The sequence below is a fragment of the Ensifer sp. MJa1 genome (assembly GCF_037026475.1).
Taxonomy (GTDB): Bacteria; Pseudomonadota; Alphaproteobacteria; order Rhizobiales; family Rhizobiaceae; genus Ensifer.
Window position 1 is genome coordinate 273346 of the sequence record NZ_JAKUMO010000006.1, and the last position, 25364, is coordinate 298709.

The following is a 25364-nucleotide window of genomic DNA, read 5'->3' on the forward strand; positions in this document are numbered from 1 at the left end:
GATTTGCCGAGGGCTCCATCCGGAGGGCGCCCAAGGCGACGATGGCGTTGGCCGGATGAATTGCAAGCCTCACCTTTTCGTCCCATAAGCTGCCCATCACACCATCGGGTCAGGAGTTCGTTATGGTCGACAAGGGCCTCATCCTTTTGGCGGAGGACGAGCCGGAGATTGCGCAGATCCTTGATGCCTATCTCGTGCGTGACGGCTTCAGGACCGTGCGCGCCGCCGATGGCGAAACGGCGCTGACCCACCACGCGGTGCTGTCTCCGGATCTTGTGCTGCTCGACGTTCGCATGCCGAAACTCGATGGCTTTGAAGTGCTGGCGCGCCTTCGCCGGGAGGGCAATACGCCGGTCATCATGGTGACGGCACTGGCCGAGGATCTCGACCGGTTGACCGGCCTCAGGCTTGGAGCCGATGACTACGTGGTCAAGCCGTTCAATCCGCAGGAAGTGGTGGCACGCGTCAACGCGGTGCTGCGCCGCACCAGAAATGGCGCCGGAGCGACCGTGCTTCGCTTCGAGAATGTCGAGGTCGACCTCGACGCCCATGTCGCATTTGTCGAAAAGGCCGGCCGCCGTCAGTCGGTGCCGCTGACGCTCAGCGAATTTCGTATCCTTGCCCACATGATCCGTCGCCCGACGCACGCCTTCGACCGCGCCGACATTCTTGATGCCTGCCTGCCGGACAGCGATGCGCTTGCCCGCACGGTCGATACCCACGTCGCAAATCTCCGGCGCAAGCTCGAGGATCTCGGTGCCAGCGGCTTCTTCAGCGCGGTGCGCGGCGTCGGTTACCGTTTCGTGGAGCCGAGATGAGGATCAGCCTTTCCCGCCTTCCACTCGGTATTCTCACCGCTCTGGTGACTGTCGTGCTGCTCATCATCAGCGTGTTCATCATCTACGCCGGCGTCGACTACATGGAGCCTCGACTGGAAGCGAGATTGCTGGAGCGAATGCCGCCGGAGGCGGCCCAGGCCTACACCGACTTCAATTCCGGCAAGCTGCCGAGCCAGGAATCGCTGCAGAAACTGCTGGCGAGCATGCCCGAACTCGAGGAGTGGGCGAACTGGGAGGTGGACAAGATCATCCTCGGCTTCGGCGCAACGGCCGTGACCTTCTGCGGCCTCGTCGGCTACTGGCTGTCGCGTAAGATCAGCCGTCCGCTCGAAGCGCTGGCCCAGGCGACCCAGAATCTGCGGGCCGGCGATTTCGCGGTGCGAGTCGGGTCGATCCGCAAGGGAGCCAGGGAGGTGGCAACGCTGGTGAAAACCTTCGACGAATTGGCGGCCGAACTCGAAAACATGGAGAGCCGTCTGCGGTTCAATACGATGGCCGTGGCGCATGAACTGCGAACGCCGCTGACGATCCTTCAGGGCAACCTGCAGGGCATGGCCGACGGAGTCTTTCCCCTGGAACAGGAGCGGGTCCGGCAATTGTTGCTGCAAGTCGAAGGCTTGTCCGCGCTGGTCGAGGACCTGCGAACCCTGTCGCTTGCCGCGGGCCAGAAGCTGGTCACGCAGCGCCAGAGCGTCGATCTTGCCGTGGAAGCGACCCAGGTCCTGGGGGCGTCGCGCACGCTGCTCGAAACGGCGGGCATGTCGGTGGAGCTGGCGCTCGAACCGGTCCGTGTCTCCGGCGATTCGCAGCGCTTGCGCCAGGCGCTTTTGGCTCTGGTCGAGAACGCCACCCGCTACGCGGCGAGCGGCGGAGTGCTGCGCTGCGAGACCGGACGGCGAGGCGCTGATGAGGGCTTCATCCGGCTGCTCGATCGCGGCCCGGGGCTTCCGGAGGATGTCTCGACCCATTCGATCGATCTGTTCTGGCGCGGCGATGCCTCGCGGTCGCGCGCAACGGGCGGAACCGGGCTCGGCCTCTCCGTCGTCCAGGCGATCGCCAAGGCGCATGGCGGCCGGCTGGAATTCGCCGCGCGCGCCGGCGGCGGCGCAGTGATCACCATCGTCCTGCCGCGCGAGAGTGCCACCTGAGCGCTCAGCGCTCTTGCAGTGAAGGCGCGATGGCCGCCGCAACGTAATGCTATCAAAGCATCTTTCGTCTTTGTGCGGACTCCGCGAAGGCGGGAGGCGTTGAGCGCGCGGCGCTGTATCCTGTCTGAAGACGAGGGCGGACAAGACCCGCTCCGGTGTCCATTCGGCCCTGGCGATCCTGACGCTCATTTACCGATTGCTTCTCCGCAATTCCTTGACAGTGCCCGGGCACATCCGGGCTTGCCGGATTCCCCGGTCAGCGTTCGCCTTCAAGGATTGCACCCATGCCCCTGGACCCCCTCTCCCTGGAACTCAAGTCCATGGAACTCAAGTCCCTGGAATTCTCGCCCCTGGAATTCCGGCAGGAATACGGTACGGATCTGCGGTCGCCCGGCGAAGGCGGCAGGCCAGGCCCCTCGCAACGACAGTCGGCCTCCGGACTGCTCTCCGGCGATCTCTCGCGGCCAAGAGCGAACGTCCTGTCGCAGGTTTTGAAGCTTGGCCTGAGGGTCAGCCTGAAACGCGCCGTTGTCTTTTCGATGCGATTTGCCTGCCATCCCGTTCTCACGGCCCGCTGGGTCACCTTTCTCGGCGAATTCGGCGAACGATACCGCCTGGGGCTGCCGCATGACGATCTCGTGCGCAAGTCGATCCCGACCTTCTTCCTGCATGGCGCCTCTTCTGCCAAGCGGCTGGGTCTGCTGCTCGATCATTTCGACGTCGCGAGCGAGGTTCTGTCGCGGCGCTCATTGATGGGCCTGTGGCGTGGCGGCACCCTGGAGATGGGGACGGTTTCCGGCCGCAGCGAGAACTATCGCATCCAGCTGCAACTGGCCGACCATTGCGGCGCCCGTCACGAGGGCGCCTTTGCGATCCGCCTTCGCCGCCAAAGCGACGGCTATGCGCTTTGCACTGTCGGCTTCATATTCGTGCGCGGTGACGAGGGGAGCTACAGCCTTGCGATCGGCGGTATGCAAGGGCCGAAGGGCGAGCGAGCAAAACGCGCGCTGATCACGGCGACGCGCGATCTTGGCGGGCTGCGCCCGAAGGACGCAGCGCTGCTCGTCCTCCACGGCCTGGTCTCCGAGGGGCTGGCTTCCTTTCTCCAAGCCGTTTCGAACGAAAGACATGTTATCAACCGCCGCCGCCTCAAGCGGCGAAAGATGATGATGGCCGATCTCGATGCTTACTGGCGCGACCGTGGCGGCCTTCCATCAGATCCGTTCGGCTTCAGCCTCCCGTTGGTCGATGGCAAGGCCGTCCGCGACGGCAACAGGCGCGAACAAAGCAAGCGGGCGTTTCGAGACATCGGCGCCTGGTTCTACTGAGCCGGGCGAATTGTCACGCGCAGGTCGGGCTCGCTTCCAATGATCCGGTGCGCAACATAGGGTGGTGTAGATCCGAATCGAGACAACTGCTGGAGACCGGAACATGGCGCGCGTGGCCACGGGCAAGAAGAGGCCGCTTTTCACCGGCGGATGCCTTTGCGGCTCTGTCCGCTTCGAGGCAAGGGCTGAGGCGGGCAAGCCGCATACATGTTCGTGCAAGATGTGCCAGCGCCATTCAGGCGCGCTGACCGTCGCCTGGGTGGAATTCCCGAAGGAAGCCATCACCTGGACGGGGCCGGGAGGCGCGCCGTCTGTCTATCGGTCCTCGGATTACTCCAGCCGTGCCTTCTGCTCCGTCTGCGGCAGCAGCCTTGGAGCGATCGACGATGCGCCGGTGGTCGCGTTGCTGCTCGGTGTTTTCGACAAGACGAGTTCGGTCGATCTCATTCCCACCGCACACAGCTACCGCTCGGCGCGACCCAAGTGGTGGCACGTGGAAGCGACAAAGCCCGGGACCTGATGACGGAAAGCGCAGTTCCCCAGTGAGTGGGTGGCGCAGCCCGATAGGCTGCGCCAACAGTTTTAGAGCAGTGCTTTGGCCGCAGCACCGATGGCGATTATCCCGAACGCAATCAGGACCAGGCCCGACAGCCGCGACACCCAGACGACGAAGCTGTCCGGAAGACGGGTCCGGGCAATAGCCACGCCGCCGCTCAAGAAAAACCACCAGCCGAGCGAACCCAGAAATACACCCATGACAACGATGGCTGCGCTTGACGCGTCGCCCGCTTCGGCAAGGCCGAGGCCGGCGAAGATCGCGGCAAAGGAGAGGATCGTCGCCGGGCTGGTCATCGTCAGGAGAAACGTGGCGACGGTCGTGCGAACGAGATCGCGGCTGCCGACGTCGGCGGCCGCCGTCACTGGTTTCGGTCGCAATCCGCTCCAGCCGAGCCAGATCATGAACAGTCCGCCGGCGATGCCAAGCGGGATTGTGATCATTGAAAGCACCGCGGCAAAGGCAGCAAATCCGATCGCCGCGAGCGCTGCATAGGTGGCGTCGGCGGCAGCTGTACCCAGCCCGCCGGCGACGCCCGCCCAGAAGCCGCGCGCAAGCGTACGGTTGATGCAGAGTGCTCCGATGGGCCCGAGCGGGGCCGCGACCGCGAGGCCGACGAGCAGGCTTTTTCCAAACAGTAACGTAGACATAGGCATAGGGCTCCAGCCGCGGCATGGTTCCACCCGTCCGCTTCAAGGACGGTGCATGCCCGGCAAATCAAAAATGTTGCAGCAGTTTGCGTGTCTGTCAGGCGCGCGGCGCGATCGTCGCCAGGCTTTCCCGGACACTCGACAGCGCGATGACCGTTTCGCTTCGCGCCAGGAACCGCCGTTGCTTCAACTCGGCAAGGAACGGTTCGAGGTCGCCGAGCGAGGGCATCCGGACCTTGACGCAATAGGACCAGGCGCCCGTGACATGGTGGCATTCGGCGACCGCCGGGTGGCCTGCCATGAAGGTCCGGAAGGCTGCCTCGTCTGCGTCCGGTGCCAGGCCGACCCAGACAAAGGCGAGCACGTCGAGGCCGAGTGCGCAGTGATCGACCTCGACGGTGAAATTTCGGATCACGCCATTGGCGACGAGCCGACGGATGCGTTCGTTGACGGCGGAGGGCGAAAGCTCAACCGCAGCGCCGATGTCAGTCAGCGACCGCCTCGCGTCCTCGGCGAGAATTTCGACGATTTTTCTGTCCACCGTATCCATTACCAATGAATACGTGGAAATTTGTGAACTGTACAGTTGATTTTTTTGTTCGTAGGCGCAGTTGACCGAGGAAACGCTGGTCAGGAGGTCTATTCGATGTCCTTGAGCGCGTCGAGCGGGCCGGTCAGCGCCGTTCGCGGTTGCACCAGTTCGGGCTGGATGAGGTGGATTCGCGGCTGGGGTCGGGCTTCCTCGATGACCTCGAAGGCCTTGGTGATCATGCCCTCGACGTCCTGGCGGATCATGATGACCGGGAAGGGCAGGAAGGACGCAAACGGGTCGTAGTCGTAGCAGCCGACGACGAGGTCGGCGAAATTCTCATGCGGGTGGCCGGCCATGAAGCGCAGCAGGCCCTCGAAGTTGATCGACGAGTTGACGAAAAGGCCGCGCGGCAGCCTGCCGTGCTTCTCGTAGAACGCTTCGAAGGCGAGCCGGGCGTTGTTCGGCGCATAGCCGGTCGGTTGGATGCACTCATCCGGATCTTGCCCGAGAAGTTCGCGCTTCACGGCGCGAAAGCCGCGGATACGTTCGCGGCTGGCGTGATCGTTACGGCCGCCGAAGAGATAGAGTTCGTCCGGTGCAAGGGGTGTCGTAGGCTGGAAATGGCGGACGATCGCTTCCGTCAGCATCCGGCCGCCCTCGTAGTTGTCGCTGATGACCGATGGCACCTTGGTGCCGGGCAGGTCGATGTTGATGTGCTTGAGACCGGCGGCCTCGCAGACCTCGTGCACGCCATCCGGATCGGTGGCACCGCAGATGAAAAGCTCGTCGATCGAGTAAGAGATCAGCGTTTCGGCGGTCTTGCGCTCCTCTTCCGGATCGCGGCTGGCACTGACGACGATCGGGCACTGGCCCTTGCTTCGGACATGCGCCTCGAAGGTCTGGGCCATCGACGAGAAGTAGCGGTTGTCGTGGATCGGCAAGAGCAGGCCGATCAGGCCGGAGCGCGAACTGCGCAAGCCCCGCGCCTGGCGGTTGGCGGTGTACTGATGCGTCTCGGCGAGACTGCGGATCAGTTCCGCCGTGCTTTCCTTGATCCGGCGCTTCTGCCAGGTGCCGTTCAAGACGGCACTTACGGTTGAGGGCGAACTGCCCGACAACACCGACAGGTCGTAGATCGTTGCTTTCTTTTTGCCGCTGTTGGCCATCGCTGTCTCCCCTGATCGTTTTAGTGCCGATTTCCCCTTGACGAAAGATTAAGTCTGCACAATAGTTCTTGCACCATCGATTGTGCAAACAAGAAATATCGATTGTGCAAATTCGACGGTGTCGTCTGAGGAGGCGGCGATCAGGGAGGCGAGCACAGCTTCGCCAGTGATGGTTGGAAACTGGAGGCCGGCGCTTGCTTAGCGACCGGGCGCGTTCCCTTGGCGGGAACGAGTGGAGGAGAGACATGATCAGGAAAATTCTCGTCGCCGCCCTGGCGACATCGCTGGCGCTTGCCAGTTCCGCAGCCGTCTTTGCACAGGATGCCGGCAAGGTCGGCGTCGTCGTCAAGATCGGCGGCATTCCGTGGTTCAACGCCATGGAAGCGGGCATCAAGGAGCGCGGCCAGAAGCTCGGCATCGACGCCTTCATGGTCGGCCCGACCAGCGCCGACCCGGCGCTGCAGGTGCGTGCGATCGAAGACCTCATCGCGCAAGGGGTGAAGGTGATCGGCGTCGTTCCGAACGACGCCAAGGTGCTCGAGCCGGTGCTCACCAAGGCCAAGGAAAAGGGCATCATCGTCATCACCCATGAATCGCCGAGCCAGAAGGGCGCCGACTGGGACTTCGAGCTCGCATCCTCGACCGGCTTCGGTGAGGCGCACGGCAAGCTGCTTGCCGAGAAGATGGGCGGAAAGGGCGAATATGCCGTCTTCGTCGGCTCGCTCACGGTGCCACTGCACAACGCCTGGGCCGATGCGGCGATCGAATACATCAAGAAGAACTATCCGGACATGACGCTGGTCGGCGATCGCTACGGCGTGGCCGAAGACGTCGACAAGAGCCGCTCGACAGCGCTCGACCTGATCTCCGCCCATCCGAACCTGAAAGGCTTCCTTGCCTTCGGCAGTCAGGGCCCGATCGGTGCCGGCCGCGCCGTCGAAGAGCGCCGCAAGGTCGGCGAGATCTTCGTGCTTGGTCCCTTCTCTCCGGGACAGGGCCAGAAGCTGGTGAAATCCGACGCGATTTCCGGCGGCTTCATGTGGAATCCGAAACAGGCCGGTGAAGTCTTCGTGACGCTTGCGGACAAGCTGATGAAGGGCGAGGAGGTCAAGGACGGCGACGAGATCGAAGGTCTCGGCAAGGTCAAGCCCGACTTCGAGAACCGCAACATCATCGTCGACCAGTTGGTGCCAATCAACAAGGATACGGTCGCCGACCTCGCGGCCATGGGGCTCTAATGGCAAGGCCCGTGCGCCGGATCCGGCGCGCGGGTGACGAACAGAGTTTGATCTTCTGCATGCATTGTGCCCGGGATCGGTATCGGTCGAAGGGCGCATGCAATCGGGTTCTCCCGGCTGCTGGGCCGGCTCCGGCCGGCCTGGCAAGTCCCCTCAACATTGGAGCGGGATGAGGAAAACTGTTTGCGGTCTTCCGGCCGCATCCCTCTCAGACTTGACGATCTAAGGCGCAGATTCATGCATCAGCTTGCGACCGCGGGAGGAGGCGAAAAGCCGCTTCTGTCCCTGCGCGACATCAACATGACTTTCGGTGGCGTCAGGGCGCTCAAGAATGTGAGCTTCGACGTTCGCCCGGGCGAGGTCCATTGCCTTGCTGGCGAAAACGGCTGCGGCAAGAGCACGTTGATCAAGATCATCACCGGCGTTTACCGCCCCGCCGACGGCGCCTCGATCGAATTTGATGGCGAAACCTATTCGCACATGTCGCCGGTGACGGCGCAGGACCGCGGCATCCAGGTGATCTGGCAGGACCTGGCGCTTTTCCCAGAGATGAGCGTTGCCGAAAACATTGCCTTTCAGACAGTGCTCGGCCGCTGGCCGAAGCTCGTCGATTACAGCCGCATGCGCAAGATCGCGGAGGATGCGCTCGCCCGCCTCGGTGTGACGCTCGATGTCGACCTGCCGCTGAAAGAATATGCCATTGCCCAGCGGCAGATCGTGGCGATCGCACGGGCGCTCGTCGGCGAGGCACGGCTCGTCTTCATGGATGAGCCGACCGCATCGCTGACGCAGTCGGAAACCGACCATCTGCTCGATATCGTCCGCGGCCTCTCTGCTTCCGGCGTCGCCGTCGTCTTCGTCAGCCACCGGCTTGCGGAGGTGCTGGAGATTTCAAGCCGCATCACGGTCTTGCGGGACGGCGCGCTGGTCGGCGTCTATCCCGCCGCCGGCATGACACAATCGCGCATCACCGAACTGATGACGGGCAAGACCTTCGACCAGCAGGTGCGCGCCAAGTCCCGTGACGGGCAGCCCGTCGTGCTCGATGTGAAGGGCTTGTCTCGCCCCGGCCAGTTCGAGGAGATTTCGCTGACTGTCCGCCGAGGCGAGACGCTCGGGATCACCGGGCTGCTCGGTGCGGGGCGCACCGAACTGGCGCTGACGCTGTTCGGCATGCTGAAGCCTGCATCCGGCACCATTGCGCTTGAAGGCAGGGACGTTCGCTTCTCCTCCAATCGCGACGCGATCGAGGCAGGTGTCGCCTATCTCTCGGAGGACCGGCTGTCGCTCGGTCTCATCCAGCCGCAATCGATCGCAGACAATCTGGTCATTGGTTCGCTCGACAAGATCCTCGCTGGTGGCCTCTTGTCGGAAGACCGCAAACGCAACCTCGTTTCCCGCTGGATTGCCGATCTCGGCGTCAAGATCGGCCTGCAGCACGATGCGATCTCGACGCTTTCGGGCGGCAACCAGCAGCGTGTGGCGATCGCCAAGTGGCTGGCGACCGATCCGAAGCTTTTGATCCTCGACGCCCCGACTGTCGGCGTCGATGTCGGCGCGCGCGCCGGCATCTTCGACATCGTCGCTCGACTGGCCGAAAGCGGGCTTTCGATCATCCTGATCTCCGACGAGGTGCCCGAGGTCTATTTCAACGCCGACCGCGTGCTGCACATGGCGCAGGGCCGCATCGTCGGCAGCTACGATCCGCGCTCGGCCTCGCTCTCAGAGATCGAAGGAGCCGTCTATGCGTAGCTTCGTGCGCACCCACGCGACCGAAGTGTCGCTGCTCGCCGTCATCGTCGTGATCAGTGCCGTCCTTTCTGTCTCGACGGCCAATTTCTTCTCGATCAGCAACGCTTTCGACCTGCTCAACATCAGCTCGGTCAACATCATCTTTGCCGTCGGTTTGCTGGTGGTGCTGATCGCCGGCGGGATCGACATTTCCTTCGCCGTCGCCGCGTCCGTTGTTCAATATGGCACGGCCATCGTCCTCGGCTGGATCGGCGGAGGTGGGTGGATCTCGGGGCTATTGATCGCCGGGTCGATCGGCATCCTGCTCGGTGCCGTCAACGCCTTCCTGATCCACCGCTTCCGGGTGATCTCGATCGTCGCGACGATCTCAACCTTCAACATCTACTTCGGCCTGCTGATGTTCTTCACCAAGGGCGTGTCGATCTACGACCTGCCGGACTGGCTGACCGACCGCGTCATCCTGTTCGAGCACGAGATGGCCGATGGAACCTGGATTGAGATCACGCTGCCGGTGCTGGTGATGGTGATCTGCGTCATCGCCACGTGGGTGCTGATCACCCGCACGACCACGGGTCGCCAGCTCTATGCCTTCGGCGACAACCCGGAAGGGGCCCGCCGTTTCGGCATCAACATCGGCGCCATGCAGTTCATCGCCTTCGGTTGGCTCGGCCTGATGGCCGGGATCGGCGGGCTCATTCAGGCGCACTATGCGCAGGAAGTGGTGCCGAATGCGCTCTATGGCCGCGAACTCGACGTGCTCGCGGCCGTCGTGCTTGGCGGCGCGCGGCTTGGCGGCGGCAAGGGATCGGTGTTCGGTTGCGTGCTCGGGGTGCTCTTGATCTCCATCACCCAGAACGGCCTCAACCTGATGGGGGTTTCGCCCTTTGCCTTCAAGATGATCATCGGCGCCATCATCCTCATCGCGATCACGCTCTCCAACACCGGCATCGAAAAATTGCTGCCCTTCACCAGCCAGAAAGGGTCCGGACGATGAACGCGATGATCGAACGCGCAAAGACTGTGCTCGGGCCGGAGATGGCCGGGCCAGGACTGGCTTTCCTCGCCGTGGTGCTGGTCTTCGGCATTGCCGCGCCACAGTTCCTGAGTGCCGCCACCTTCGGCTCGGTCGCCTTCCAGCTGCCGGAACTCGGGCTGCTGACGCTTGCCATGCTGCTGCCGATCCTGACGGGCGGCCTCAATCTCGCGATCACGTTCACGGCCAACATCGCCGGTTTGACGCTTGCCTGGGTGCTGCAGGCCAATGGCGGTGTCGATGCCGGGCCTGGCGCTTTCCTCCTCGGCTCGGTTCTCGCCATTCTCGTCGGGGCGTCGAGCGGCGTGATCATGGGGCTGGTGATCGCCTTTACCCGCGCCCACCCGATCCTCGTCTCACTGTCGATGATGATCTTCCTGCGCGGCCTCGGCGAATTCCTGACGCGCGGCGGCGATGTCTCGGGTTTCCCGGCCTTCCTCGGTCCCCTCGGTCACGGCTCGCTTCTCGGCGTGCCGATCCCGCTCGTCGTCTTCATCGTCTGCGTGCTCGCCTGGCACGTGCTGCTATCGCGCACCAAGCTCGGCTTCAACACCTACATGATCGGTTCCAACCTCGAGGCGACGCGCTATTCCGGCATCAACACCCGCAAGGTGATCGTGCTCGTCTATGCGCTGTCGGGTGCGATGTGCGCCATTGCCGGCATCATCATGCTGGCCCGATTCAACTCGGTGCGCATCGGCCACGGCGAAAGCTACCTGCTGATCACGGTGCTCGCCTGTTTCCTCGGCGGCGTCAACCCGTTCGGCGGCTTCGGCCGGGTCATTCCCGTCTTCGTCGCGCTGGTCGTACTCCAACTGCTTTCCTCCGGCCTCAACCTCGTCGGCGCCAACCAGCATCTGGCGACCGCCGTCTGGGGGCTGCTGCTTGCCGGCGTCATGGTGCTGCGGTTCATCGCCACCAAGTTCAAGATTTCATTTGTCAGAAAGGAAACATGACCATGCAGGGTTTTGGCGTCCATACGAGCATGTGGACCATGAATTGGGATCGCCCAGGCGCCGAGCGCGCCGTTGCAGCGGCGGTGAAGTACGGCGTCGATTTCATCGAGATCCCGATGCTCAACCCGCCGGCGGTCGACACCGACCATACCAAGGCGCTGCTTGAGAAGAACAAGCTGCGCGCCGTCTGCTCGCTGGGCCTGCCGGAGCGCGCCTGGGCGTCCGTTCGGCCGGATGCGGCGATCGAGCACCTGAAGGTGGCGATCGACAAGACGGCCGATCTCGGCGGCGAAGCGCTTTCCGGCGTCATCTATGGCGGCATCGGCGAACGCACCGGCGTGCCGCCGACCGAGGCCGAGTATGACAACATTGCTCGCGTGCTACAGGCGGCCGCCAAGCATGCAAAGACCCGTGGCATCGAACTTGGGGTCGAAGCCGTCAACCGCTACGAGAACCACCTGATCAACACCGGCTGGCAGGCGGTCGACATGATCAAGCGGGTCGGAGCCGACAACGTCTTCGTCCATCTCGACACCTACCACATGAACATCGAGGAAAAGGGCATCGGCACCGGCATCCTCGATGCCCGCGACTTCATCAAGTACATCCACCTGTCCGAAAGCGACCGCGGCACGCCCGGCTACGGCAACTGCGCCTGGGACGAAATCTTTGCGACGCTCGCGGCGATTGGCTTCAAGGGGGGGCTCGCGATGGAGAGCTTCATCAACATGCCGCCGGAAGTCGCCTATGGCCTTGCCGTCTGGAGGCCGGTCGCCAAGGACGAGGAGGAGGTCATGGGCAACGGTCTGCCGTTCCTCAGGAACAAGGCGAAGCAATACGGATTGATCTAGGCGGGCGCGCGTACAGCGCCTCTTGGATCACGACGGGAGGGTCGCCTCATGGCAGTCGCAGCGGACGGGAAAGCCGGCACGGTCGCCGTGCTCGATGTCGGCAAGACCAATGTCAAGCTGAATGCGGTGACGGCGGACGGTGTCGTCCTGGAAACGCTCAGTATTGCCAATCCGGTGCTGCCGGGGCCACCCTGGCGCCACCACGATCTCGACGCGCTCGGCGAATGGGTCTTCTCCAGTCTTGCCGAGCTTGGCCGGCGCCACCCGCTGCAGACTTTCGTCGCCGCCGGACATGGTTCCGGCGGCGTGCTCGTCGGCGATGATCCGGATCTCGCCTCCGGAGTGGCGTTGCCGATGATCGACTACGAGCAGCCGTTGCCGGAGCAGATCCGGCTCGGCTACGCGCCGCTCGCAGGCTCCTTCTTCGACCGGGGCAGCGCAATGATGCACAGCGCCACCCACCAGGCACGTCAACTCTACTGGATGCAGGAGCACGCGCCGGAAGCGGTTAATGGCGCGCGCTGGTATCTCGGCCTGCCGCAATACTGGGCGTGGCGCCTGTCCGGCGTTGCCGTATCCGAAGCGAGCCTGCTCGGGGCACAGTCCCATCTCTGGAATGTCGCGAACCGTTGCTTCGCCCCAATTGTCGCCGCGCGCGGCTGGCGGCGGCTGATGCCGGATTTCGCCGATGCCTGGCAGGTCCTTGGCAAGGTGCGACCGGAGCTTGTCCGCCGCTTCGGTGTGCCGGATGGCCTCAGCGTGTTGTCGGGTGGCCACGACAGCAGCCTCAACCACTATCGCTACCAAGCGGCTGGCCTCAGCGATTTCATCGTTGTTTCCACCGGGACCTGGATCGTTGGCTTCAGTGGTCGCACGGCGCTCGACCGGCTCGACGAGCATCGTGGCATGACGCTCAACAGCGACGTTTTCGGTCGGCCGCTCGGCGGTGTTCTCACCATGGGCGGCCGAGAGTTTTCGCATGTCGCCGGGCGTGAGCTGCCCGAGGCGCCAGTGCCTGACGACGTCGTGCTCAGCCTGATCGCCAAGCGCACCATGGCGCTCCCCTCTTTCGGTAACGACGATGGCCTCTTTCCCGAGAGTGCCGGGCGCGGGCGCATCAGCGGGCCGCCACCGGAAACGCCGATCGAAAGGAAGGCGCTGGCGCTCCTCTATTGCGCATTGCTGACGGCCGAATGCATCGAGGCGCTGGGGCCCGGGCAGCTGGTCGTACTCGACGGCAGCTTTCTGCGCGATCCGCTTTATGCCCGCCTCGTCGCGGCGCTGATGCCGAGCCGGCGGGTCCGCTTCAATCTCGACGCCTATGGCGTCGCCTCCGGCGCTGCGTTGCTGGCAAGCGAGGGAAGGCGCCGGGAATCCTCGCCGCTCTCGCTTGCCGATCCTGGCGACATTCAACACCTCTGGCCAACGGTTGCCGTCTATGCGTCGCAATGGCGGGCGCGCGCCGGTACCGGGCACAACACTGGCTTCAATCGTGATTTTGAAAGGACATATCGATGATGAAGGTCGACAATCTGTCGCTGCGCCGGGAGATGGTGGACATCTGCTGCCGGATGAACTCGAGTGGCATCAACCAGGGGACCGCCGGTAACCTGTCGGTGCGAACGGCCGATGGCTTCCTGATCACGCCGTCATCTCTGGCCTATGAGACAATGCAGCCGGAGGATCTGGTTGAGATGGATTTCGACGGCACCTATGTCGGGCGTCGCCCTTCGTCCGAATGGCGCTTCCATCGCGACATCCTGAGGGAGCGCACGGATATCAACGTCGTGCTGCATTGCCATTCGGTTTATGCGACGACGCTCGCCTGCCATCACAAGACAATCCCGAGCTTTCATTACATGACCGGTATCGCTGGCGGTACGACGATCCGCTGCGCCGAATACGCGACCTTTGGCACCCAGGCGCTGTCCGACAACGCACTTGTGGCGCTGAAGGATCGTATCGCCTGCCTGCTTGGGCAACACGGTCAGATCTCGCTCGGCAAGACACTGGAATCCGCGCTGTGGCTGGCGATCGAAATCGAGACGCTGTCGCGCATGTATGTCCAGGCGCTGACGCTTGGCGAGCCGCCGATCTTGCCCGACGACGAAATGGAGCGGGTGATCGGGCAGATGCGCCGCATGAGCTACGGCCAGGCGCCGGATGGCGAGGGCGTCAATGACGTCGCGCGCCCGCGCGCCGCCGTTTGAGGTACAAGGTCGCGTGCACTTGTGTAGCTGGCCTTGTTCGTCCGGCATCGTGAAGGTATCAGGAAGGATGTGAATGCCAGCCACGAGGAGCAGTCCATGTCGAAGCACGAAACGCAAGAGGCTGGCGTTAGCCTGACGTTTCGAGGGGCCATCGTGGTGATGGGCGTGTCGGGGACCGGCAAGACTTCGGTCGGCGAGGCGATCGCCGATGCCTGCGGCTACCGCTTCGTCGAGGGCGATGCCCTGCACCCCGCAGAGAACATCCTGAAGATGTCGGCCGGCATTCCGCTCGCCGATGCGGATCGCTGGCCCTGGCTTGAAGAAATCGGCAGGCAACTCGCGTCGAGCGACGCGCCGCTTGTTGTCTCCTGTTCGGCGCTGAAGCGCAGCTATCGCGATCTGCTGCGCAAGAGCGCCGGCAAACCCGTCGCATTCGTCTACCTTCACGGCGATCGCGACGTACTGGTCGGGCGGATGCAGCGCCGGTCGGGGCATTTCATGCCCGCTTCGCTGCTCGACACTCAGCTCGCGACGCTGGAGGATCCGGCCGGCGAGCCGTTGACCGTCGCAGTCGACGTCGCGCCGCCGTCTCAGGTGGTTATCCGCGCCGCGCTTGCGGCGCTTGCAAAGGCGGGTGTTGAAGGCGCCCACTAGGGTCGGAATGGTCTTCGCGTGCGGCCTTAAACAGCCGATGGCAGGGGACTGGCATGCCGTTGCGCATGCCGGTCCCAATTCTTCCCGGGTTTGCGAAACGGGGTGAATCAACTAATGCTCAGCCATGATGCAACGATATCTGAGTCGGAGATTCGGCACGTCGCAAGGGCGGCTGCGCCCTTCAAAACCGTGGCGCTGTGTCGCGCCGCTGCTGGCGGCGGTGGCACTCGTCTCCGGCTGCACGACGCGCCAGGACGTCGGCACACCGACCAGCAGCACCATGGTTCCCTCGGAAACCGCGCTGGTCCTGCCACCACCCGGCGGCCCTGCGATCTCGAACGTTATCGAACGACGCAGCACCAACGCCATCGAGCAGGACATCTACCTCTACACCTCGGCGGCAACGCCCGGGCAGAACGTGCTGCACGCCAGGTTTTTCGGGCCGATGGAGGCGCGCTTCGATCAGCAGAAGCGCAGTGCCTATGCCGGCATCCGGGATAACAAGATGATGGCAGAGGCGCGCCGGGCATTGCCCGGCGTTCCGCTCGCGCTTTCGCCCTATTTCCTGCAAAACAACTACGGTCCCTTCGGCTATGCCTTCGGCCGCGGCAGGGCAAACGACGCCTGTGTCTTTGCCTGGCAGCAGATCCGCCAGCCGGAGAACCACCGCTCGCCGCTCAAGGGCTACGGCACCATCCAGATCAAGCTTCGCTATTGCGCAACCGGCGCGAGCGAGGCCGAACTGCTGGCGCCCGTCTATGGCTATACCATCACCGGTACCTTCGGTGATCCGGCCTGGAATCCCTATGGTGCGCCAGCGCCCTTGGACGCCGGCATAGGCCGCACGGGCAGCCCGATCTACCGCAAGGAAGAAGCGCCGACCGAGAGTGCTCCGGCGGTGGTGACGAGGCGCCAGGTGCAGCCGGTGATCCGTCGCGAAGTGCGCAGCACCGTTTCGACCCTGGCTGAGCAGCCCACCGTCACGCCGACGGCCGGGTCAACGATACCTGTTCCTCAGCCGGATGGCACGGTGACGCTGCCGCAGCCGGACACGACGAGAAAAGCGGTGCCGAACGTGGTGGTGCCGGCACCGGCATGCGACGGGCAACAGGCCGGGGGAACATGCCCTTAATCGACCGCTAACCATCCTTTGGTAAGGGCGTTGGAGGTTTGAGGGAACTCGGTCGGATACAGGTCGAGCATACCAGTGGCATGATGCCGAACGCTGGAAGGCAAATGTATGAGCAAGGTCGGATCCGTAGCCGCTTGGGCGTTTTTCTCGCTTTGCGTCATTGCCGTCATCACCTTGCCGGTAAACCTCCAGACCCAGCTGATCGTCAGCGTTCTCATCGTCACCTTCATGGCCGTACTGAAGCTCGCCAATGCCGGCGGGCGGTGGCGGCTGATCGCGCTTGCCTTCGGTACCGCGGTGGTGCTGCGCTACGTCTACTGGCGCACCACCAGCACGCTGCCACCCCTCAACCAGCTTGAGAACTTCATCCCCGGCTTCCTGCTCTATCTCGCCGAGATGTACAGTGTGATGATGCTGTCGCTCAGCCTGTTCGTGGTCGCCATGCCGCTGCCACCGCGCAAGGCAAGCTCCATATCCGAAGGCAAGTTTCCGAAGGTTGATGTCTTCGTGCCGTCCTACAACGAGGATGCCGGGCTGCTCGCCAATACGCTGGCGGCGGCCAAGGCGATGGACTATCCCGCCGACAAGCTGACGGTCTGGCTGCTCGATGACGGCGGCACGAAACAGAAGCGGCTTTCGGCAAACCTCGTCGAGGCGCAGCGCGCTTCCGCCCGCCATGTCGAGTTGCAGGCGCTTTGCAACGATCTTGGCGTGCGCTACCTGACGCGCGACCGCAACGAGCATGCCAAGGCTGGCAATCTCAACAACGGCATGCTGCATTCCGATGGCGAGCTGATTGCGGTCTTCGATGCCGATCACGCGCCGGCGCGCGACTTCCTGCTGGAGACCGTCGGCTACTTCGAGCAAGATCCGAAGCTGTTTCTGGTCCAGACACCGCACTTCTTCCTCAATCCCGATCCGCTGGAACGCAATTTGCGGACGTTCGAGAAGATGCCGAGCGAGAACGAGATGTTCTACGGCATCATCCAGCGCGGCCTCGACAAGTGGAACGCGGCCTTCTTCTGTGGTTCGGCGGCCGTGCTCAGGCGCAAGGCGCTCGAGGACACGGAAGGCTTCAGCGGCATGAGCATCACCGAGGATTGCGAAACAGCACTGGCTCTGCACGGACGGGGTTGGAACAGCATCTATGTCGACCGCCCCTTGATCGCCGGACTGCAGCCGGCGACATTCGCGAGCTTCATCGGCCAGCGTAGCCGCTGGGCCCAGGGGATGATGCAGATCCTGTTGTTCCGTTTTCCGCTGTTCAAGGGCGGTCTGTCGATCCCGCAGCGGCTTTGCTACATGTCGTCGACGCTGTTCTGGCTGTTTCCGATCCCGCGCACGATCTTTCTCTTCGCGCCGCTCTTTTACCTGTTCTTTGACCTGCAGATCTTCACGGCGTCGGGTGGCGAGTTCCTTGCCTACACACTTGCCTACATGCTCGTGAACCTGATGATGCAGAACTACCTCTATGGCTCGTTCCGTTGGCCCTGGATCTCCGAACTCTACGAGCTCGCGCAAACGGTGCATCTGCTGCCGGCTGTCATTTCCGTGCTGATGAGCCCCAGCCGACCGACCTTCAAGGTGACCGCAAAGGATGAATCGATCCAGGAAAGCCGGCTGTCGGAGATCGGCCGGCCGTTCTTCGTGATCTTTGCCGTGCTCTTCGTCGCCCTGCTGATGACGATCTACAGGGTCTACACCGAGCCCTACAAGGCCGACGTGACACTGGTCGTCGGCGGCTGGAACCTGCTCAACCTGGTGATGGCCGGTTGCGTGCTCGGCGTTGTGTCCGAGCGCGGGGAGCTCGCCTCATCGCGTCGCGTCAAGGTCAGCCGTCGCTGCGAGTTCGGCGTTGGCGGACAGTGGTATCCCGCGACGATCGAAGACGTTTCTGCCCACGGCGCCCGTGTCCAGGTCTATGGCATCGATGCATCGACGCTGCCGACCGATACCGAGGGCGCGATCCGCTTCGAGCCCTATAGCGGCGACGGCACGCCGGAATCGCTCCCAGTCGCGATCCGGAACAAGGAGGTCGACGGCGACATCACCAGCGTCGGCTGCCGCTATCTGCCGCAGGCGGCACGCCATCACAGCCTTGTCGCCGACCTGATCTTCGCCAATTCGCGGCAATGGAGCGAGTTCCAGAGTGCGCGGCGCGGCAACCCGGGACTGGTGCGAGGAACGCTCTGGTTCCTGTGGCTGGCTTTGTACCAGACAAGCCGCGGCCTGATCTATTTCCTGCGCAGCCTGCGCGGCTCCGATGCTCAGAAGGAGGGCGCTTGATGATCAGGCTCGCTTTCCTCGCGTCTCTGTGGGTGGTCGCGGCGACCGGTGCCTTCGCGCAACCTGCCCCCTTCGACATGTCCGGCGAGCGTCCGGCCGATGCGCCCGTTTTTCAGCCGCCAGCGGCGACCTCCGGCCAGAATGAGGGGGCGGCGGTGGAAGCACCGAGCAGCACTGCCGTGCTGGACGAATTCAAGCGCTTCATCATCCCGTTTAGCGCCTTGTCCCTGACGGGAGAGGTCGATGAACGCGCCTGGTCGGTCTATCTGACGCCGGCCCAGGCGCAATCTGCTAGCGCGCTGAACTTTGCCTATCAGAACGCCATTGTCGTTGCGCCCGAAGTGTCGATGCTGTCGGTCTTCGTCAACGGCGAACTGGCCGGCGAGGGGCCTATCGGGTCCGCCGAGGCGGCTACCCCGCTGAGCTACGACCTGAAGCCGGGCCTTCTGCATGCCGGCTCGAATGACATCCGCTTCCAGGTTCGCCAGCGCCACCGCACCGACTGCACGGTCGAATCGACCTATGAATTGTGGACGGAGATTGCTCCGGATACCGCCTTCATCCGCTTTGCGTCAGGCGACAGTCAGGCGCTCACAAGCCTTGACGACGTGCGCGCGGTCGGTCTCGACGAGCACGGCAGGACGCGGTTCAATCTCGTGGTCCCCGGTTTGCAGCAGCCGAGCCGCATCGCGGCGCTGATGCGGCTTGCGCAAGGCCTGGCACTGAGGGGGCAGATGCCCGCCCAGGAATTCGGCCTGAGCGAGACCCTGCCCGAGCTTGGCAAGCCGGGCGAGATAACCGCCCTGGTCGGCACCGCCGACGAAGTGGCTCCGCTCCTCGAACGGTTGCCGGATGGTGCCGCGAATGGCCCGGTTGCGATGTTCGTGCGCGACAACAGGACCAAGGCATCGTTGCTGGTCATCAGCGGTCCGGATTGGTCCGCAGTGCAGGAGGCGATCGAAGGGGTCACGCAGCCGATGGACCGTCCGAGCAACATTCCGCGGGATGTGATAGCGACGGCGCGTTGGCACTTGCCGGAGACACCGTTGGTCGTCTCGAGCGCGCGTCTGCGCTTCTCCGAGCTTGGGGTGGAGACCAGCGAATTCACCGGCCGGCGGTTCCGTACACGCTTCTCCGTTGCCGTGCCCTCGGACTTCTATGCCGACGCCTACGGCGATGCCACCCTGCTGCTCGATGCGGCCTATACCGAAGCGGTTCTGCCTGGCAGCCACATCGACATTTACGTCAACGGCAATATCGCGTCGACCATCCCGCTGAATTCGGTGACCGGCGATATCCTCCGGCATCTGCCGATCAAGGTCACGATGCGCCATTTCAAGCCCGGCCCGAACCTGATCGAGATCGAGGCCGTGCTGACGGCAGAGCCGGACAAGGCCTGTGCGCCGGGAACGCCGGGGTCCAACGATCCGCGCTTCGCCCTGTTCGACACCTCCGAACTGCGCATGCCGGAGTTTGCCCGTATTGGCCGCCGGCCTAATCTTGCGGCGATCTCCGGCGCCGGCGCGCCCTATCGCAACGATGCCACGGCCGTTCCGCTCTTTCTCGACCGCGCCGATGAAGACACGCTGTCGGCGACCGCGACTTTCCTCGCCAGGCTTGCCGTTGCCGGGGGCAGGCCAATCACCGTTGAGGTAATCACCTCGCCTCTGGCCGCCGGCAGCCGCAATGCGCTATTCGTTGGCGCGATGCCGCAACTGCCCAAGACGGTGTTGACGCAGGTTGGCATCGACGCCACCCGGCAGATTTCCTGGGGGAATGCCGAGGATGCCGGTTCCCCGGACGAAACGCAGCGGGCGATCGATGAGTGGCGGACACGCTTGAGCGGTGGCGCGTGGCGAAACCAGGTCACGGGATTCCAGACCTGGGTGAAGCAGGAATTCGACATTTCACTGAGTTCGTTGCGCATTCTGCCTGAGGCACAGGCCGAATTTGCCCCGCCGGAAACCGCAAGCCTGGTCCTCGCCCAGGGCGCCAACCCGACCGATGATGCGACCTGGACCTTGCTGACCGCGCCGACGGCCAAGCGGCTGCGCGAGGGTGCTGCGGCCATTGCCGACGTCACGCGCTGGCAGCAGCTTGCCGGCCGGGTTTCGGCCTACGAGCCGGCCGCCGACAAGATCGAGGTCACGCCGGTTGCCGGTTTCGATTTCGTCCAGACGCAACCGCCGTCCCTCACCAATTATCGCCTGATCTTTGCCAACTGGCTGTCCAGCAACATCATGGTCTATGCGCTGCTGTTGATCGGGTTGTCGGTCCTTCTGGGGCTTGCGACCTCCGCGATGCTGACCCGGATCGGGCGACGCAAATGATGTGGCGAGCCGCACTCCTGGCCGGACTGTTCGCGCTGATGACGCCGGCGTCGTCTGCCGGTGCGGCGGCCGGGCAGGGCGGCTCGGTCAGCCTAGAGGATTGGGCGCAATACAAGACCCGCTTCCTCGATCCCGGAGGCCGTATCATCGACGATGCCAATGGCAATGTCAGCCACAGTGAAGGCCAGGGCTATGGCCTGCTTCTGTCCGTACTCGCCGATAATCCGCCCGATTTCGCGCTGATCTGGTCCTTCACGCGCCGTGAACTGCTGCTTCGAGACGACGGGTTGGCCGCCTGGAAATGGAGCCCGAGCGAAAGACCGCATGTCATCGACATCAACAACGCCACCGACGGCGACATTCTGATCGCCTACGCGCTTGTACTGGCCGGCGAGCGCTGGAAGCGGCAGGACTATCTGCAGGCGGCATCGCGGATCGCCAAGGCCCTCCTCGACAACACGCTGCTCGATCATGGTGGCCGGACATTGCTGCTGCCGGGTGTTTCAGGCTTTGGCGTGACCGAGCGCGCCGACGGCCCGGTCGTCAATCCGTCCTACTGGATCTTCGAGGCCTTCCCCGCACTCGACCGCGTGGCGCCGTCGCCACGCTGGAAGAAGCTCTCGGACGACGGCCTGGCCCTGTTGAACGCCGTTCAGCTCGGTCCGCGAAAACTTGCCGCCGATTGGGTGAGCCTCAAAACAATGCCAAAGCCCGCCCAGGGTTTTCCGGCCGAATACGGCTATAACGCGTTGCGGATTCCGCTCTATCTTGCACGCGCGGACATGGGAGGACGGGACCTGATGGCGCGGTTGCGTCAGGGCACGGCAGGTGATGGTGATGCGCTCGTCCTCAGCGACGTCTCGACCGGCGCCGTGCAAACCAACCTGACCGACCCCGGTTATCGATTTGTTAACCATATTCTGGCCTGTGTCTTGGACCGGGCCGTCATACCCGACAGCGTCAAGGTGTTCAGCCCGACGCAATATTATCCTTCCACGCTGCACCTCTTGGGGCTGTCTTACGTGAAGGAGAAGCGTCCGGAGTGTCTATGAAAACCTCAATCGTTGCCATTGCTGCTGTAATGACCACGGCGATCGGGGTTGCCGGACTGACCGATGGCGGCTTCTTGCGCCAGAATACCAACAAATTCACGGGCTCGCCTGAGCCTGTGACCGCCGCTGCCGTCCCTGAAAATGGCGCCGGAGTTGGCCGGAGCTCTGCTCCGCAGTTCACCCAGGTGGCGCAGGCGGAACGGCCATCGGACGAAAAGGCGAAGTCCGCCAAGCCGCAACCGATCGTCGACGAATCGGCCCTGCGTTATTTCGCGGCCAAGGGCGACACGGCCCGGCTGCAGGCGGAAATCTCGCGCCTGCGCTCGCTTTACCCCGACTGGGTCCCGCCGGCCGATCCGCTGGCTGTGCCGCAAAACACCGACGTCGCGCTCGAAACCATGTGGCGTCTTTACTCGGAAGGTCGCTACGCCGAAGTTCGAAAGGCGATTGCCGAGCGCCAGGCGAAGGAAGCGGCATGGCAGCCACCCTCCGATCTCCTGGAGCGGCTCAACGTCGCCGAGGCGCGTGCCCGGCTGGTGAATGCTTCCGAGCTGAAACAATACGAGACGGTGATTTCGGTTGCCGCCAGCACGCCGAGCCTTCTCACCTGCTCGGAGGTGGATGTGCTGTGGCATGTCGCCAATGCCTTTGCCGAGACCAAGCGTTCGGAGCGGGCCCGAGACGCCTATCTCTATGTCCTGAAGAATTGCGAGAACACTCCCGAGCGGCTTGCGACAGTACAGAAGGCGGCCGCGGTGCTGCCCTATGCGACGCTGCAGGACCTGCTCGCCTACGAGCGCACCAACCAAGAGGGCGTGCCGGAATTCGAGAGCATTCGCGACGATCTGGCGCGTCGCTTCGTCGCTGAGGGCGACGAGGACAAGGCGCTTGCGGTCGATCCCAAGTATGTCCAGCGCGTCGAACGGCTGGCCGAGACCGGCGGAACGGCGAGCGATGCCCTGCTGCTCGGCTGGTACCAGTTGCGCCGCGACAATATGAGTGCGGCCGAGCCATGGTTTCGGCGCGCACATGACAAGGAAGATTCAGCCTCCGCGTCGCAGGGCCTTGCCCTGACTTTGATTGCGCGCAAGGCGCCAGCCGAGGCTGAGGCGGTACTTTATCCGTGGCGCGATAGTTCCCCGGAAGCGCTTGCGACCTATTTTGCTGCCACTGCCAACGTGCTTGCCATCGATCCGCCGCTCGCGCTGGACGCGGCGGTGCTGGCGCGCATTGCCCAGGAAACCACCACGGGTCGCGATGCGGCAACAGCGCAGCAGTTCGGCTGGTATGCCCGCGCCCTCAATCAGCCAGCGACGGCCGCGCAATGGTTCGCGACCGCCCTGCGCTGGAAGCCGGACGACGAGCCGTCCGCCTACGGCCTTGCGCTCAGTCGCGACCAGTTGGGCGACAAGGATGGGGTCGCAGAGATCCAGCGCTTGTGGTCCGGTCGTTCCGAGCGCATCGCCCGGCTTGGCGAAGTCAAGGAGACGCTCGACGAGATCAACCGGGCGCAGGTCCCGACCGCCGAGAGACAGCGGAGCCAGCCGCAGCCTTCCACCCGCACGACCGTTGTCACCGAAGTCGTCGAGCAGCCGGTGACCCAGAGGCCGCGCGCGGGCGGGACCACCCAGAAGGCGGTGCGAACCGGGGCCGGTTGCCGCACGACCATCAATCCCACCGGGCTTGCGCCCCAGGCGGCTTTGACGCGCGGCTGGTGCCTGATGGACCTCAACCGCCCGCTCGAGGCGGCCGAAGCCTTCGAGGTTGCGCTGCAAGCGCCTGCGTCGCAGATCCGCGAGGATGCCGCCTATGGCCAGAGCCTTGCCTACCTGCGCGCCGGCCTGACCAGCAAGGCTGCGGTTTCGGCCACCAAATCGACGCAGTCGCGCGGCCGGATCGACGAACTGCAAACGGCGATCCTGGCCGACCGCGCCATTGCCGCATTCGACGCCAAACGCTATCGCGAGGCCCTGCTGTTCCTCGATCAGCTCGGGCAGATTTCGACGCGACGGCAGGATCTGATGGTCCTGCGCGGCTATTCCTACATGAACCTGAAGCGCTTCGAAGAGGCGCGCCGTGTCTTCGAAGCGCTGGCTGCCACCGGCAACCGTGACGCGATGCAGGGCCTTGCGGCCGTCGAGGCCACCCAGGAAATCTGGCCGAACAAGAACTGACCGCTCCCTGCCAGCAGGTTCGTAGCTGTCCGCGTCCTTGCGCGTGCGCGGATTGCGCCGAACCGGGTGAAGGCAGCGCGAGGGTGCGGTAGCGCTCTCGCGCACAGGATGCAATCGACCGGGGCTTCCGGATTTTCAGATCGTGCTTGGCTTCGCCGCTCTTTGGAAGGAAATTAGCGGAACGCGGTGCTATCGTCCGGCCATGTCGCGGCGCTGATATCATTGCTTTCGCCGCGATCCGCGTAGAGGATGGAACGCAATCGTCCTGTCGTGTGGGAGGAGACCGCACCGCAGTGACGTCGGGAGGACAGACATGTTTCAGGGCGGATTGACCTTCGCGCTCGGCGAGGACATCGATGCGTTGCGCGAGAGCGTGCGCCGGTTCGCGAGCGAGCGCATCGCGCCTTTGGCGGAAGAAACCGATCGCAAAAATGCGTTCCCGATGCACCTGTGGCGAGAGATGGGCGAACTCGGCCTGCTCGGCATCACCGCTGACGAAGCCTATGGCGGCGCCGGCATGGGCTACCTTGCCCATTGCATCGCGATGGAGGAAATCAGCCGGGCATCCGCTTCGGTTGCGCTCAGCTACGGCGCGCACTCCAATCTCTGCGTCAACCAGATCAGCCGCAACGGCAATGACGCCCAGAAGGCGCGCTATCTGCCGAGGCTGATTTCCGGCGAACATGTCGGCGCACTGGCAATGTCTGAGCCTGGCGCCGGCTCCGATGTCGTATCGATGACGCTCAAGGCGGAAAAGCGCGGCGACCGCTACGTGCTGAACGGCAACAAGATGTGGATCACCAACGGTCCGGACGCGGACGTGCTCGTCGTCTATGCCAAGACCGATCCGGCGGCCGGCCCGCGCGGCATTACCGCGTTCCTCGTGGAAAAGGGTTATTCCGGCTTTTCGACTGGCCAGAAGCTCGACAAGCTCGGCATGCGCGGTTCCAATACCTGCGAGCTTATTTTCCGCGATTGCGAGGTGCCGGAGGAAAACGTCCTTGGCACCGTCGGCGGCGGTGTTCGCGTGCTGATGTCGGGGCTCGACTACGAGCGCGTGGTGCTTTCGGCGGGCCCGCTAGGCATCATGGCGGCTTGCCTTGATGTCGTCGTCCCCTATCTCCATGAGCGCAAGCAGTTCGGACAGGCGATCGGCGAATTCCAGCTGATGCAGGGCAAGCTCGCGGACATGTATGTGACGGCGAATGCGGCGCGCGCCTATGTCTACGCGGTGGCGGCGGCCTGCGACCGCGGCGAGACGACGCGCAAGGACGCCGCCGGCTGCATTCTCTATGCGGCCGAAAAAGCAACTGCCCTCGCGCTTGAGGCGATCCAGGCGCTGGGTGGCAACGGCTATACCAACGACTACCCGGCGGGCCGGCTGCTGCGTGATGCAAAGCTCTATGAGATCGGCGCCGGCACCAGCGAAATCCGCCGCATGTTGATCGGGCGGGAATTGTTCACCGAGACGAGCTAG

General features: G+C 63.8%; 21 protein-coding genes. 18 read left to right on the plus strand and 3 right to left on the minus strand.

From position 1 onward, the window contains the following. The first annotated feature begins 122 nt into the window (after nt 1–122). From MKZ91_RS11230 to MKZ91_RS11245, 4 genes are all read left to right on the plus strand, one after another. On the plus strand, nt 123–818 hold the full coding sequence (locus tag MKZ91_RS11230) for a response regulator (RefSeq protein ID WP_336170957.1): 696 nt from the start codon (nt 123–125) through the stop codon (nt 816–818). Between the two features lie 53 nt (nt 819–871). Then, nucleotides 872–1987, plus strand: coding sequence for an ATP-binding protein (locus MKZ91_RS11235; RefSeq protein ID WP_336170958.1), 1116 nt, complete (start codon nt 872–874; stop codon nt 1985–1987). 284 nt (nt 1988–2271) lie between these two features. Beyond that, entirely contained in the window at nt 2272–3315 is a 1044-nt protein-coding gene (locus MKZ91_RS11240; protein ID WP_336170959.1) for a DUF535 family protein, read from the plus strand. Nucleotides 3316–3418: 103 nt separating this feature from the next. After that, a complete protein-coding gene (locus MKZ91_RS11245) occupies nt 3419–3835 on the plus strand; it encodes a GFA family protein (RefSeq protein ID WP_336170960.1) in 417 nt (138 codons plus the stop codon). A gap of 62 nt (nt 3836–3897) precedes the next feature. Here MKZ91_RS11245 and MKZ91_RS11250 read toward each other — a convergent pair whose 3' ends face one another. The 3 genes from MKZ91_RS11250 to MKZ91_RS11260 form a co-directional block, all read right to left on the minus strand. Next, a complete protein-coding gene (locus tag MKZ91_RS11250) occupies nt 3898–4521 on the minus strand; it encodes a LysE family translocator (protein ID WP_336170961.1) in 624 nt (207 codons plus the stop codon). A 97-nt stretch (nt 4522–4618) separates the two neighbouring features. Beyond that, complete coding sequence (locus tag MKZ91_RS11255) at nt 4619–5071, minus strand: Lrp/AsnC family transcriptional regulator (protein WP_336170962.1); 453 nt, start codon at nt 5069–5071, stop codon at nt 4619–4621. An 89-nt stretch (nt 5072–5160) separates the two neighbouring features. Continuing rightward, nucleotides 5161–6219, minus strand: coding sequence for a LacI family DNA-binding transcriptional regulator (locus tag MKZ91_RS11260; RefSeq protein WP_336170963.1), 1059 nt, complete (start codon nt 6217–6219; stop codon nt 5161–5163). A gap of 245 nt (nt 6220–6464) precedes the next feature. On the opposite strand from MKZ91_RS11260, the gene MKZ91_RS11265 reads away from it, so the two are divergent. The 14 genes from MKZ91_RS11265 (at nt 6465) to MKZ91_RS11330 (ending at nt 25364) form a co-directional block, all read left to right on the plus strand. Further along, entirely contained in the window at nt 6465–7457 is a 993-nt protein-coding gene (locus tag MKZ91_RS11265; RefSeq protein WP_336170964.1) for an autoinducer 2 ABC transporter substrate-binding protein, read from the plus strand. 237 nt (nt 7458–7694) lie between these two features. Continuing rightward, nucleotides 7695–9209: a sugar ABC transporter ATP-binding protein gene (locus tag MKZ91_RS11270; protein ID WP_336170965.1), complete on the plus strand. Its 1515-nt coding sequence runs from the start codon at nt 7695–7697 to the stop codon at nt 9207–9209. Next, nucleotides 9202–10203, plus strand: a complete 1002-nt coding sequence (locus MKZ91_RS11275; protein WP_336170966.1) for an ABC transporter permease — start codon at nt 9202–9204, stop codon at nt 10201–10203. Before MKZ91_RS11270 ends, MKZ91_RS11275 begins: the two co-directional genes overlap by 8 nt. After that, complete coding sequence (locus tag MKZ91_RS11280) at nt 10200–11198, plus strand: ABC transporter permease (protein ID WP_336170967.1); 999 nt, start codon at nt 10200–10202, stop codon at nt 11196–11198. Before MKZ91_RS11275 ends, MKZ91_RS11280 begins: the two co-directional genes overlap by 4 nt. 2 nt (nt 11199–11200) lie before the next feature. Then, entirely contained in the window at nt 11201–12049 is an 849-nt protein-coding gene (locus tag MKZ91_RS11285) for a sugar phosphate isomerase/epimerase family protein (RefSeq protein WP_336170968.1), read from the plus strand. A 48-nt stretch (nt 12050–12097) separates the two neighbouring features. Next, a complete protein-coding gene (locus tag MKZ91_RS11290; RefSeq protein ID WP_336170969.1) occupies nt 12098–13567 on the plus strand; it encodes an FGGY family carbohydrate kinase in 1470 nt (489 codons plus the stop codon). Next, complete coding sequence (locus MKZ91_RS11295) at nt 13564–14259, plus strand: class II aldolase/adducin family protein (RefSeq protein WP_336170970.1); 696 nt, start codon at nt 13564–13566, stop codon at nt 14257–14259. Before MKZ91_RS11290 ends, MKZ91_RS11295 begins: the two co-directional genes overlap by 4 nt. 96 nt (nt 14260–14355) lie before the next feature. Then, complete coding sequence (locus MKZ91_RS11300) at nt 14356–14913, plus strand: gluconokinase (protein WP_336170971.1); 558 nt, start codon at nt 14356–14358, stop codon at nt 14911–14913. A gap of 220 nt (nt 14914–15133) precedes the next feature. Next, a complete protein-coding gene (gene bcsN, locus MKZ91_RS11305) occupies nt 15134–16045 on the plus strand; it encodes a cellulose biosynthesis protein BcsN (protein ID WP_336170972.1) in 912 nt (303 codons plus the stop codon). Between the two features lie 108 nt (nt 16046–16153). Further along, on the plus strand, nt 16154–18331 hold the full coding sequence (gene bcsA, locus MKZ91_RS11310; protein WP_336170973.1) for a UDP-forming cellulose synthase catalytic subunit: 2178 nt from the start codon (nt 16154–16156) through the stop codon (nt 18329–18331). After that, on the plus strand, nt 18331–20661 hold the full coding sequence (locus MKZ91_RS11315) for a cellulose biosynthesis cyclic di-GMP-binding regulatory protein BcsB (RefSeq protein WP_336170974.1): 2331 nt from the start codon (nt 18331–18333) through the stop codon (nt 20659–20661). Before bcsA ends, MKZ91_RS11315 begins: the two co-directional genes overlap by 1 nt. Further along, nucleotides 20658–21713: a glycosyl hydrolase family 8 gene (locus MKZ91_RS11320; protein WP_336170975.1), complete on the plus strand. Its 1056-nt coding sequence runs from the start codon at nt 20658–20660 to the stop codon at nt 21711–21713. The genes MKZ91_RS11315 and MKZ91_RS11320 overlap by 4 nt, the downstream gene beginning before the upstream one ends. Continuing rightward, entirely contained in the window at nt 21710–23887 is a 2178-nt protein-coding gene (locus MKZ91_RS11325; protein WP_336170976.1) for a cellulose synthase, read from the plus strand. Before MKZ91_RS11320 ends, MKZ91_RS11325 begins: the two co-directional genes overlap by 4 nt. Before the next feature lie 313 nt (nt 23888–24200). After that, nucleotides 24201–25364 (plus strand): isovaleryl-CoA dehydrogenase, encoded by a 1164-nt coding sequence (locus MKZ91_RS11330; RefSeq protein ID WP_336170977.1) that lies wholly within the window; start codon nt 24201–24203, stop codon nt 25362–25364.

What these genes read in the sequence shown, in the direction of transcription:
- MKZ91_RS11230 (WP_336170957.1), top strand. Translation starts at nt 123, where the DNA reads ATGGTCGACAAGGGCCTCATCCTTTTGGCGGAGGACGAGCCGGAGATT.
- MKZ91_RS11240 (WP_336170959.1), top strand. Translation starts at nt 2,272, where the DNA reads ATGCCCCTGGACCCCCTCTCCCTGGAACTCAAGTCCATGGAACTCAAG.
- MKZ91_RS11245 (WP_336170960.1), top strand. Translation starts at nt 3,419, where the DNA reads ATGGCGCGCGTGGCCACGGGCAAGAAGAGGCCGCTTTTCACCGGCGGA.
- MKZ91_RS11250 (WP_336170961.1), bottom strand. Translation starts at nt 4,521, where the DNA reads ATGTCTACGTTACTGTTTGGAAAAAGCCTGCTCGTCGGCCTCGCGGTC.
- MKZ91_RS11255 (WP_336170962.1), bottom strand. Translation starts at nt 5,071, where the DNA reads ATGGATACGGTGGACAGAAAAATCGTCGAAATTCTCGCCGAGGACGCG.
- MKZ91_RS11260 (WP_336170963.1), bottom strand. Translation starts at nt 6,219, where the DNA reads ATGGCCAACAGCGGCAAAAAGAAAGCAACGATCTACGACCTGTCGGTG.
- MKZ91_RS11265 (WP_336170964.1), top strand. Translation starts at nt 6,465, where the DNA reads ATGATCAGGAAAATTCTCGTCGCCGCCCTGGCGACATCGCTGGCGCTT.
- MKZ91_RS11270 (WP_336170965.1), top strand. Translation starts at nt 7,695, where the DNA reads ATGCATCAGCTTGCGACCGCGGGAGGAGGCGAAAAGCCGCTTCTGTCC.
- MKZ91_RS11275 (WP_336170966.1), top strand. Translation starts at nt 9,202, where the DNA reads ATGCGTAGCTTCGTGCGCACCCACGCGACCGAAGTGTCGCTGCTCGCC.
- MKZ91_RS11280 (WP_336170967.1), top strand. Translation starts at nt 10,200, where the DNA reads ATGAACGCGATGATCGAACGCGCAAAGACTGTGCTCGGGCCGGAGATG.
- MKZ91_RS11285 (WP_336170968.1), top strand. Translation starts at nt 11,201, where the DNA reads ATGCAGGGTTTTGGCGTCCATACGAGCATGTGGACCATGAATTGGGAT.
- MKZ91_RS11290 (WP_336170969.1), top strand. Translation starts at nt 12,098, where the DNA reads ATGGCAGTCGCAGCGGACGGGAAAGCCGGCACGGTCGCCGTGCTCGAT.
- MKZ91_RS11295 (WP_336170970.1), top strand. Translation starts at nt 13,564, where the DNA reads ATGATGAAGGTCGACAATCTGTCGCTGCGCCGGGAGATGGTGGACATC.
- MKZ91_RS11300 (WP_336170971.1), top strand. Translation starts at nt 14,356, where the DNA reads ATGTCGAAGCACGAAACGCAAGAGGCTGGCGTTAGCCTGACGTTTCGA.
- bcsA (WP_336170973.1), top strand. Translation starts at nt 16,154, where the DNA reads ATGAGCAAGGTCGGATCCGTAGCCGCTTGGGCGTTTTTCTCGCTTTGC.
- MKZ91_RS11315 (WP_336170974.1), top strand. Translation starts at nt 18,331, where the DNA reads ATGATCAGGCTCGCTTTCCTCGCGTCTCTGTGGGTGGTCGCGGCGACC.
- MKZ91_RS11320 (WP_336170975.1), top strand. Translation starts at nt 20,658, where the DNA reads ATGATGTGGCGAGCCGCACTCCTGGCCGGACTGTTCGCGCTGATGACG.
- MKZ91_RS11325 (WP_336170976.1), top strand. Translation starts at nt 21,710, where the DNA reads ATGAAAACCTCAATCGTTGCCATTGCTGCTGTAATGACCACGGCGATC.
- MKZ91_RS11330 (WP_336170977.1), top strand. Translation starts at nt 24,201, where the DNA reads ATGTTTCAGGGCGGATTGACCTTCGCGCTCGGCGAGGACATCGATGCG.